Here is a 9,913-nt window from a genome sequence, read left to right on the forward strand (position 1 = left end):
GGTTGAGCGCGCTCATCGGGGATTCGTCCTCCTTGGCCCGTACGATCAGCACGCCCACGACGCTCGCAAGGACTCCGAAGCCTCGAGCCACGAGAGGAAAGATGATGCCTGCCACACCGAAGTACTGGTACAGGACGACCCCGAGGACCATGGCCCCGATGTTCTCCGCCGCCGTGGACTCGAAGAGGTCGGCCCCGCGGCCCGCGCAGTCCCCCACGTTGTCCCCGACGAGATCGGCGATGACCGCGGGATTCCGGGGGTCGTCCTCCGGGATGCCCGCCTCGACCTTGCCCACCAGGTCCGCCCCCACGTCTGCGGCCTTCGTGTAGATCCCGCCGCCCAGCTGGGCGAAGAGGGCGACGAGGCTGGCGCCGAATCCGAAGCCCACCAGGGACAGGATGATCGTGTCCTGGGTGGCCTGGGCCGTGCAGGCGGCGACGGCCGTGCCGGCGGCGATGCACGCGTTGTACGTGATTGGATTCGCCGCAGGGCCTAACGCGCCGTATCCGTAGTAGAGCAGGGCGACGCCCGCGAGGGACATGCTGACAATGGCGAGTCCGGAGACCGCTCCGCCCCGAAGCGCGATGACCAGCGCGTCGTTGAAGGAGCGAAGCGATCCCGCGGCAGATCGGACGTTCGACCGGATCGAGATGTGCATCCCGATGTAGCCGGACAGCGCGGAGAACGTCGCTCCCAGGGCGAAGGCGCCTGCGGTCTCGAGGCCGAGCGTCAGTCCCTTCTGGAACCCGAGCGCCACCGCGAACAGGACCGCCAGCGCGGCCGCGATGAGCGCAATTGTGCGGTACTGCCTCCGGAGGAACGCCCGCGCGCCCTGCTGGATCGCCGAGCCGATCTCCTGCATCTTCTCCGAACCCTTCTCCTGGCGCAGGATCCACTGCACCAGGAATGCAGCGAACCCGAGCCCGACAAGGACAGCGATGGGAATCACAACGGCGAGGTCCACTTGCTCCATGTAACTCACTCAGGCTGATTGGCCCGCGGCAAGCTCCTCAAGGTATATAGGCTTTGTAGGGAGGCGACCCGCTACGCCCCGAACTTCTCCGTGCGGTTCGCCTGATTGAGCAGGATGGGCATCAGGTCGCGGCCCCGCACACGGCCCAGCGAGCCCCTGGCCACGCTGCGTTCGTCGAAGTGGGGAACCTCGTCCACGCGGACCCCTTCGCCGAAGATCGTGACGGGCACGGGATCCCCGGAGTGGTCCTTGATTGCGCAGGGCGTCGAGTGGTCTGCGGTGATCGCGACGATCACGTCCTGCGGGAGGTGGGCCTTCAGGTGCCCCATCATCTGGTCCATGCGCTCCACCACGCGGATCTTCTCGGAGGCCTTGCCGTCGTGGCCGCAGAGGTCCGCGGCCTTCACGTTCACGACGACGAGGTCGTACGTGGTCAGGGCGAGCAGGGCGGCCTCCGCCTTCGCGACCATGTCCGTGTCGAGGCCGCCCGTTGCTCCCTTCACCTCGAGGACGTCCATGCCCGTGGTGCGGAACATGCCCTTGATCAGCGCGACGCCCGCGATGCCCGCGGCCTTGAGGCCGTACTTCTCCGTCACGGGCTGGAGCTCGGGGGCGATGCCTCCGCCACGGCAGACGACCATGTTCGCGGGAGGCAGGCCGTTCTTCACCCGCTCCGCGTTCACCGGGTGGTCCTTGAGGATCTCGTACGCCTTCCGGGTGAATGCGTTCAGGAGCCGTGCGGTGGCCCTCGCCTTACCGGTCAGGGGCTTCGCGTCCAGGATGGGCTGCCCCTCCTCGTGAGGGTCCGTGTCCGTGACTTGGGCCGAAAGTCCCTTGCCGCGGAGCACAAGGACGGCCCGGTGCTCCGTGCCCTCCTTGAACAGGACATGGTGCCGGCCCAGCTTCATGCCGTTCAGGGAGGCCGCGAGGTCCGCGGTCCCCTCCTTGATTCGGCCGGCGCGGCGGTCCTTGAGCACGAGGTTCTCGTCGACGGTCGCGAAGTTGCAGCGGAACGCCACGTCCCCCTTCTGGAGCTCGATGCCCACGCCCGCGGCCTCGAAGGGTCCGCGGCCCGTGTACACCTCAAGCGGGTCGTAGCCGAACAGCGCGAGGTGGCTCGTGTCGCTCCCCGGGCGGATGCCGGGCCCGATGGGATCGAGCAGGCCGTTCATCCCGTTCGAGGCGAACCAATCCAGGTTCGGTTTCGGAGCCGCCTCCAAGGGCGTCTGGTGACCGAGCTCCGTGAGGGGCCGGTCCCCGAGGCCGTCGAAGATGATGAGCAGGATCCTGCGTTTGTCCATGGGTATCCGGCGGGTAGCGCGGCCGTTCAAATAGCTTTTGGCTTCGGGCCGCGTTCACGCGTCCTTCGCGGTGACCGGGAGGCCTGGGCTGATGTGGAGCTGGAAGGCCGCACTCCCTTCTCGACGGGCGACCTCAAGGAACCCGCCGGAGGAGAACGTCGCGAGGAAGTCGCCTCGCTCGACCTCGCCGTACGTGGCCACGAGGGGAAGGTCCGCCTCGTAGCCGCCTAAGCTCAGGTGGATACGGCCGCCGACCCGCCAGCGCTTCTCCACAACGTTCCGAGGCAGGTTCGTGATGATGTTACCGAACCGGTCGCTGGTGATCACGAGTCCCTCGAGACCTTTCGTCGTGGCCTTAGGCTCTCCGAAATCCAACTCGACGAAGTCCTTGATCACGGGCCCGACGTCCTTGACCTTCGTGCCCGTCATAAGGTGGGCCGCGACCGGCGCGAAGACGTCGCGCCCGTGGAACGTGGACGAGACTTCCTTGGCCAGGAGCTTCCGGTTCGTGATCGCGCGCGCCTCCTTGAGGCCGAGGTGCCTCGCGGCGGGGACCAGGAGCCCGTTGTCGGGTCCGACGAGGAATGCGCCCTCGCACACGAGGACGACGGACCGTCGCTGGGTTCCAACCCCGGGGTCCACGACGCCGATGTGGACCGCGAAGGGGAAGTGCGGCGTCGCCGTGAGGAGCACGTAGGCCCCGTGTCGGATGTCCTGCGGCCGGACGCTGTTGTCGAGGTCCACGATCGTGGCCTCGGGATCCAGGGAGAGCAGGACGCCCTTCATCGCGCCGACGTATTCGCCTGGGCCGAAGTCCGTGGTCAGGGTGTAGATTCCCGGCATGTCTCCTCTCAGGCGACGATTGGAATATTCCCGCCTCCGGCGGCTCACCGCAGGCGTCGGAGCCCGGCCTTGATGCGCGCAAGCTCCTGCTTCTTCCGCTCCAGGGCGGCTTCCGCCTTCTCCAGCCGCGCCTCGCGCTCCTTGAACTTCGCCTCGTGGGAGTGGATCTCCCCGCGCATCTCCTGGATCGCCGTGCGTTCTGAGGAGAGCCGATCCTTGAGGGCCGCGAGCTTGCCCGCGCGGTCCTCGATCGACTTGCGGCGGGTATCCAGGGAGTCCTGCCGACGCTTTGCGTCCGCTGCGATCCGGTCCTCACGGGCCGCGATCGCGGTTTCCCGCGCGTCGATCTCCTCCGAACGCACTGCCACGGCCTTCTCGCGGTTCTGGAGGTCCGCCTCGCGTCCTTCGAGCTCCCCCTCCCTTCCGTCCAAGGCGGCGGTCCTCCGCTCCAATTGGCCTTTCGCCTTGGCTTGCGAGCTCTCGAGGGCGGCGGCTCGCTTCGCGAGCTTCTCCTGCGCCTTCGCGAGCTCCGCCTCCCCTTCCTCAATGCCCGTCTTGCGCGACTCAATGTCTCGCAGATCCTCGAGGAACGCGGATTCCTGCTCGTCGAGGGTCGCCTTCAATGTCTCGAGGCTCTCCGCCGCCGAGGCCAGCTCCTTCTCCTTGGCGGCCGCATCACGCTCGCGGCGTTCGAACTCGGCCTTCTGGGCGCGAATCTGCTCGGACGCCGCCCCGCTTCGGTTGCGGAGGTCCTCCTCGGCGACCTCGAGGCGGTCCGCGCGTTCCAGGAGGCGGGCACCGTCCGCTTCCAGGGCCTGCTCGCGTTTGCCCGCCGCGGCCTCTCGCCGCGCCACAGCCGTTTCGCGGCGCGCTTGCTCCCGGTCCATCGTCTCCAGATCCGCGAGCCGCATCTGCGCGGCCTTCTCCGCACGAATCAACTTGAGGGATTGATCCTTGAGGCGGGACCGCTGGATCTCGAGCTCCTCTTCTAGCGTGGCCACGCCACGCTCCCGCCGCTCGAGTTCCTTGGACTGGCCGGCCACCTCGCGCTGGGCGCGCCGGAGTTCGACCTGGCGCTCCCGCGCCTCACGTTCCTCTCCCGCGATCTTCTTGTCCTTCGCGGCGAGGTCCTTCGCGAGCTTCTCGAGCTTCTTCGTCGCCCGCCCAAGTTCTTCCCGGCGGTCCTCGAGGGTCTCGTCGCGCGTCTCGACCTCCGCCGCCGTCCGTTCGAGCTCCGCCGCCCGGTCCGCCACGTGCACCTCGCGTATGCCGAGGTCCCTGAGCTTCTCCGTGAGCTCTTTCTCGCGCGCTGAGACGCCGACCTCCCGGTCCGCAAGCGAGGCGTCGTGCTCCTTCATCTGCGCCTCCCACTCGCGCGTGGCCTGGTCCCGGAGGTTCAGATCCCGTTCGCGCTTCTCGGCCTCCGCAACGCGCTCGTCGAACGCCTTGCGGGCGGCCCCGATCTTGTCCAGTTCCTTCTGGAGGTCCGTGTACATGTCGTTGAGCTGCTTGCGCTCCCCCTCGAACGAGGTTGCGCGGCCCTCGAGGGAGGTGAGGCGCTCGCCGAGGAGGCTCTCCCGCGCCGTGAGTTCGCGCTCCCGCTCGTCGAGCTTGGACTCGCGCTCGGAGAGCGTCTTCCTATGGCCGTCGGCCTCAGCCCGCGCTCTCTCGCCCTCCATGGCCAGGAGCTTTCTCTGGGATTCGATCTCGATATCCGCCTGGGTCCGTCGCTCCTCGAGGCGGCTCATGATCATGCCGCTCGCTTCCTTGACCGCGGCAAGCTCCGCGCGGAGTTGCTCGAGCTCCCGCTGCCGGACGGCTGAGCGCTGGTACTCCTGCTCGAGCTCCCACTTGCGGCGGTAGAGCTCCTCCTCCTTGTCGATCAGCTTCTTCTCCTGGTCCCGCCGCGCAGTCAGGTCCCGCAGGTACGCCTCGCGTTCCTGCGTCTCCTGGGCCGTGAGCTGGGCGAGGAGCGGGTCCGGGTCGCCCAGGCCCTTGATCGAGGCATCCGGGTAGCTCTTCTGGAGGTGCTCGACGCTGATCGAGGAGTGGCCGTAGTCGTACGTCCGGACCTCGAGCTGGGCGCGCTCGCTCGACGCGTCCCGCAGGATCTCGGGGACCGCCGGGCTGCCCTCGATGTCCTCCCGCGAGCGGTGCTGGGCAAGGACGCCGTCCCCGTTCCGGAAGACGAGAAGGCCCTGGGACGGGACGTCGCCCCGGAAGACCGAGGTCTTGAGGATGCCGTTGAACTTGGACGCGCGCAGGTCCGCAAGGATCGAGCGGATGGCCTCTGTTCCTCCGTCCGTGATGCGTTCCACTCGTCCCGGCGGGACTTCCATCGCGCGCGGGACTTGATTATCATGTCAAATAGCTTCCGCTGCGATTCAGCGTGCTGAGAGGAATTCCGAGGACGTCTCGGGAACCTCTTTCTAGGCGGGACGCGTTCGAGCGTCCGCGTTCGTGATGAGAAGAGGGTCAGCCGACCTTCCGGCATGACGACCTCTATGAGTGCTGAAACGCTATCAGACCGCAACTCGCATTCGGGTTGCGAACGGGAGAACCCGGGCACGCTCCCGTCGAGTTGTCGCGACGTCGACAGGACCTTGCCGCGGTCGCGCATAGGGGTATCCGGATGGCAAACGACGTTGCCTCGCCTTCCGACGAAGCCTTCCGGTTCCTGGGGCGAATTTGGAACCGGCTGTTCTGGTCCGCTCTCTTTGCGGTTGCCATTCTATGGGACCTGCTGGCCGTGATTTCGGTTCCACCACCCGATGCGATCTATACCTTCGGACTGGGCTTGGCCACGGGAATGACCTTTGCCGGGCTTGTGCTTACGCTGTCCCACGTTCGGCGTGCGTCCCAGGCCTCCTGACCTGCGCATTCCCGCCCAAGGAACGATCGGACTCTGCCCGCGCTCAATCGGGGGCGTTCGGTGCGTCGATGATCCGGCGTATCTCGACGACGACTCCCGGAGCTCCGTAGTCCTTGGAGGCCTGGATTTCGATGACCTGGCTGTCGTCCGCGAAGACCACGTAGGTCAGCGCGTCGAGGACTGCCCGGGTAAGTTTGTCGAGGTCCGGACGCTTGTCCGGCCACACACGCTTCCGCTTCGGTGCGGATTTCGGCCTAGGAAGGCCGAAGTGGAGCTCGATGCCCACCGGGCCTTCCCAGGGTTCCTCGGGGGCGTAGTCCTGAGCCACGTCCGCGACGAGACGCCGCCACGTGGAGAGCCCCTTCGCGGAGCTCGTGATGATGGGCTTGCCGTGGATGACCCACGCCCGAGTGGAGCCCTGCGGAATTGGGAGGCCGTGGACTTGAAAGCGGATCGCGTTCTCTGTTCGGATCACTCGCGTTTCCAGGGCTGGCGTCGCAGGCGAAGGCTTCGCCCGTTCCGGAGTCGTCGCGAGATCATGAGAACTCTTCTGGGGTACCGCCATTGTCCCATCCCATTCCTTGCTCGCCGACGGATGTCCGACAGCGGTCTGCCGGTCTTTAACCTTGCCGCTCGCACGAGACGCCTCGATGTGAAGAGTCCGAGGTACACTACGATTTGTCCGGGATGGGTGAAAGTGAGCGGTCGATACGGCCGTGGGCCCCCGGCGGCGCACCCGTTTCATGCGAATACACGGAAACCAGGGATGCGCTTCACTTCAGCGCAGCTTTCGCCTTCTCCATGTCGTCCACGACCAGCGCAATCTCCGTGCGGCCGTTCTTGGAGCCCAGGATGTAGATCGAGTGCACGTCGATCCCGGCCCTCGCGAGGCGGCGAGAGACCTTGGCGAGCTCCCCGGGCCGGTCCAGGAGTTCCAGGTTCAGGATTTCGTTGATTTCGTACTTGAGCCCGGCGTTCGCCAGGGCCTTCTCCGTTGTGGCCACGTCCTGGGTCACCACCCGCAGGAACGAGGCGTCGTGCTTGGACTCGCTCGCGATCGCGCGGATGTTCACCGCGGCCGCGGACAGGGCTTCTGTCACGCGTGCCAGCTCTCCGGGATGGTCCGCCACAAAGACGCGAAACTCCTTCATGTCGTCTCCCCACCACGTCGGAGGGTGCAAGGCACGGCAGGCTACTAAACCTTGCTTCGTCCTGTCACGGAACGAGGCGGACCCGATCGTGGGGGAAGAGGATCGCCTCGCGGATGTTGGGGAGGTCGAGCAGCTTCTGCGTGAAGCGATCCACGCCAAAGCCCCAACCGCCGTGTGGCGGCATGCCGTACCGGAAGGCCTTCAGGTAGAACTCGAAACTCTCCGGCGCGAGGCCCTTCTCCTGCATCCGTTGGACGAGCACGTCGTACCGGTGCTCCCTCTGGCCGCCGGAGGCCATCTCGTCCCCTTTGTACTCCAGGTCGAAGGACCAGGAGACGTCGGGCTCGTCGGCCTTCGACATGATGTAGAAGGGCTTGATGCCGCTCGGGTACTCCGTGAGGAAGAAGAGCTCGTGGCCCTCGTGGCCGAGCGCGGCCCCCAGGACCTTTTCGCCCTCCGTATCGATATCGTCCCCATCCCGCGCCCGTTTCCCATGGCCCCGGAGGATCTCCAGCGCCTCGGCGTAGGGGAGCCGCCGCAGCGGGAGCTTGGGCACCTGGGGATCCGCGTGTAGGAGGTCCAGCTCGGGCTTCGTCTCGGCCCGGACCTGCTCGATCGCGTGGGCCACGGCGGTCTCCAGGAATCGCAGGACGTCCTCTTGGTCTTCGATCCAGGCGGCCTCCGCGTCGAAGGAGGTGAACTCCGTAACATGCCGTACCGTATCCGAGGGCTCCGCGCGGAAGGCGGGGGCGACCTCGAACACGCGGTCGAGCCCTGTGGACATGAGCATCTGCTTGTAGAGCTGCGGGCTCTGGCTCAGGTATGCCTTGCGCCCGAAGTAGTCCGTCTCGAACAAGGTGGCGCCGCCCTCCGCGCCCGCGCCGGAGAGCTTGGGCGTGTCGACCTCCACGAAGCCTTGGCGGACCAAGGACTCCCGGAGGGCGGCCACCGTCACGGAGCGGACGCGGAAGATCGCGCGGCGCTCGGGCTTGCGCAGGTCGAGCGTGCGGTTGTCGAACCGCGTGTCCATCTCCGCGCCCACCTTGTCCGCGACGGGGAGGGGCAGCGGCGCCGCCGCGGCGCTCAGGACGTCGACCGAGGTCGCGAGGAGTTCCCAGCCGTTCCGGACCTGGGGGTTGGGCTGGAGCGTGCCGTGAACCGCGACGACGCTCTCCCGGACCAGCTTCGAGGCGGTCTCGAAGAGGGCCTCCTGCCCCTTCTTCTTCACGGTAGTCTGGAACGTCCCCTCCCGCTGGCGGACGATCAGGAAGGCGATCCCGCCCAGGTTTCGGACGTCCTCTACCCAGCCCGCGAGGACCACGGCCTTGCCCCGGTCGGACGGGCCGAGGGAGGTGAAGGAACCGGAGAAGGAGGGCATCGGGTCGCGGAGACCGCAGGGTCGGTATAAAGGATGCGGTGCTCAGCGGGGCGTCGGCAGGGGCGGTGACGCCGCGGGGGCGGGCGCGCTCAACCGGATGTCCGGCCGCTGCCCCGACCGCTCTAGGATGTTCTTCACGAGCCGCGTCCGATACTGGCCGCGTTCGAACACCGGGCAGAAGTAGACCAGGGTCAGGTCCACGCCCGCTTCGCGGACGTTCCAGAGGACCACGGGCTCCTCGACCACGTACTCGCGCAGGTCCTCGAACTCGTACTTGTCGCGGATCCGGCCCGTGTTCTCGCGCATCATGGGACCCACGATGTCTTCGGCGGCGTCGAGCAGGAGGGCCTCCCCGGCTTTCGCGTCCGCCGTGTACGGCACGGTGATCGTGATCTGGTCCCAGACGAAGGGCGTGTCCTTCGTCGCGTTGAACACGTTCCCCCGGAGGATCTGGCTGTTCGGGATGGTCACGTAGCGGCCCGTATGGATGTCCCCGGTCACCGTGCCGCCGAATTCCCGGACCGTCGTGTTCAACGGCGTGATGCCCACCACGTAGCCGCGGGTCGTGTTGATCTCGATCCGATCGCCGAGCTTGTAGATGCGCATCGTGACGAGGACGATCCACCCCACGAGGGCGAGCAGGGGCTCGCCCATCACGTAGACCAGGGCGCCTCCCACGATCCCGACGCTGATCAGGCTCGACGCGGACTGGCCGAGACCGGAGCCGATCAGGATGTACAGGACGAGGACCAAGGCCGTGGCCCAGACCGCGTAGGAGACGGACTTGAAGTGGCTGAAGATGTCTGCCTCATACCGGACGTGGCTCCGCAACGCGGAGCGGAACAGGGGGCGCAGGAGCTCAAGGAGAGCCTTCGTGGCGAGCAGGATCAGGATGACGAACACCCAATCCCGGTACGCGCTCAGGTCGATCTGGGGCGGCGGCAGACCCGGGATCGTGATCGTGCCCGTGACGAACAGGAGGCCGACGACGAACAGGAGGGTCACGAGGACCCAGAGGAGAGCTCGCGCCTTCCTCCAGCTGTCCTGGTTCACGGCTCCCGACGAGCCGGGTCCTTGGCTATAATCCCCCCGACGCCATTATCGGGGGTGAAAGGCCCGGCCGCGGTCGGGGGCCCGCGCGGGGGAGGAGGCGGGGCGGGACGGCGGATGTGGAGCCCTTCCTCGCGGACGCCCTCCTCGGAGAGCTTCTTCTTCCAGGCATTGTGGATGTCGCCCCGCGAGAGGTAGCCGACGAGCCGACCCCGGTCGTCGACCACGGGCAGGTGGCCTACATGCCGCCAAACCATCTTCTGCAGGGCCATGTAAATCGAATCGTCGGGATGGACCGTGATCGGGTCCTTGGTCGCGATGTCCAAGACGGTCTTGCCCTCGAGG

9 protein-coding genes are annotated in these 9,913 nt (G+C 66.9%); all 9 read right to left on the reverse strand.

From position 1 onward, the window contains the following. The coding region (locus VEY12_08095; protein HYM40086.1) for a sodium/proton-translocating pyrophosphatase at positions 1-973 on the reverse strand (973 nt) is incomplete at its 3' end. A 71-nt stretch (positions 974-1,044) separates the two neighbouring features. Next, positions 1,045-2,274 (reverse strand): 2,3-bisphosphoglycerate-independent phosphoglycerate mutase, encoded by a 1,230-nt coding sequence (locus VEY12_08100; protein HYM40087.1) that lies wholly within the window; start codon positions 2,272-2,274, stop codon positions 1,045-1,047. Positions 2,275-2,328: 54 nt separating this feature from the next. Next, positions 2,329-3,117, reverse strand: coding sequence for an SAM-dependent chlorinase/fluorinase (locus VEY12_08105; GenBank protein HYM40088.1), 789 nt, complete (start codon positions 3,115-3,117; stop codon positions 2,329-2,331). A gap of 44 nt (positions 3,118-3,161) precedes the next feature. Beyond that, positions 3,162-5,456, reverse strand: a complete 2,295-nt coding sequence (locus VEY12_08110; protein ID HYM40089.1) for a hypothetical protein — start codon at positions 5,454-5,456, stop codon at positions 3,162-3,164. 576 nt (positions 5,457-6,032) lie between these two features. Next, positions 6,033-6,464 (reverse strand): RusA family crossover junction endodeoxyribonuclease, encoded by a 432-nt coding sequence (locus VEY12_08115; protein ID HYM40090.1) that lies wholly within the window; start codon positions 6,462-6,464, stop codon positions 6,033-6,035. Between the two features lie 298 nt (positions 6,465-6,762). Next, entirely contained in the window at positions 6,763-7,140 is a 378-nt protein-coding gene (locus VEY12_08120) for an ACT domain-containing protein (GenBank protein HYM40091.1), read from the reverse strand. Between the two features lie 64 nt (positions 7,141-7,204). Then, positions 7,205-8,518: an aspartate--tRNA(Asn) ligase gene (gene aspS / locus VEY12_08125; protein ID HYM40092.1), complete on the reverse strand. Its 1,314-nt coding sequence runs from the start codon at positions 8,516-8,518 to the stop codon at positions 7,205-7,207. 42 nt (positions 8,519-8,560) lie between these two features. Further along, a complete protein-coding gene (locus tag VEY12_08130) occupies positions 8,561-9,571 on the reverse strand; it encodes a mechanosensitive ion channel domain-containing protein (GenBank protein HYM40093.1) in 1,011 nt (336 codons plus the stop codon). After that, positions 9,568-9,913: CBS domain-containing protein (locus VEY12_08135; GenBank protein HYM40094.1), on the reverse strand; the 346-nt coding region annotated here is incomplete at its 5' end. The genes VEY12_08135 and VEY12_08130, both read right to left, overlap by 4 nt.

The sequence above is a fragment of the Thermoplasmata archaeon genome (genome assembly GCA_035632695.1).
Lineage (GTDB): Archaea > Thermoplasmatota > Thermoplasmata > RBG-16-68-12 > RBG-16-68-12 > RBG-16-68-12.

Excerpts from the sequence above, each read along its gene's own strand:
- VEY12_08100 (HYM40087.1), bottom strand. The coding sequence starts at position 2,274 with ATGGACAAACGCAGGATCCTGCTCATCATCTTCGACGGCCTCGGGGAC.
- VEY12_08105 (HYM40088.1), bottom strand. The coding sequence starts at position 3,117 with ATGCCGGGAATCTACACCCTGACCACGGACTTCGGCCCAGGCGAATAC.
- VEY12_08110 (HYM40089.1), bottom strand. The coding sequence starts at position 5,456 with ATGGAAGTCCCGCCGGGACGAGTGGAACGCATCACGGACGGAGGAACA.
- VEY12_08120 (HYM40091.1), bottom strand. The coding sequence starts at position 7,140 with ATGAAGGAGTTTCGCGTCTTTGTGGCGGACCATCCCGGAGAGCTGGCA.
- aspS (HYM40092.1), bottom strand. The coding sequence starts at position 8,518 with ATGCCCTCCTTCTCCGGTTCCTTCACCTCCCTCGGCCCGTCCGACCGG.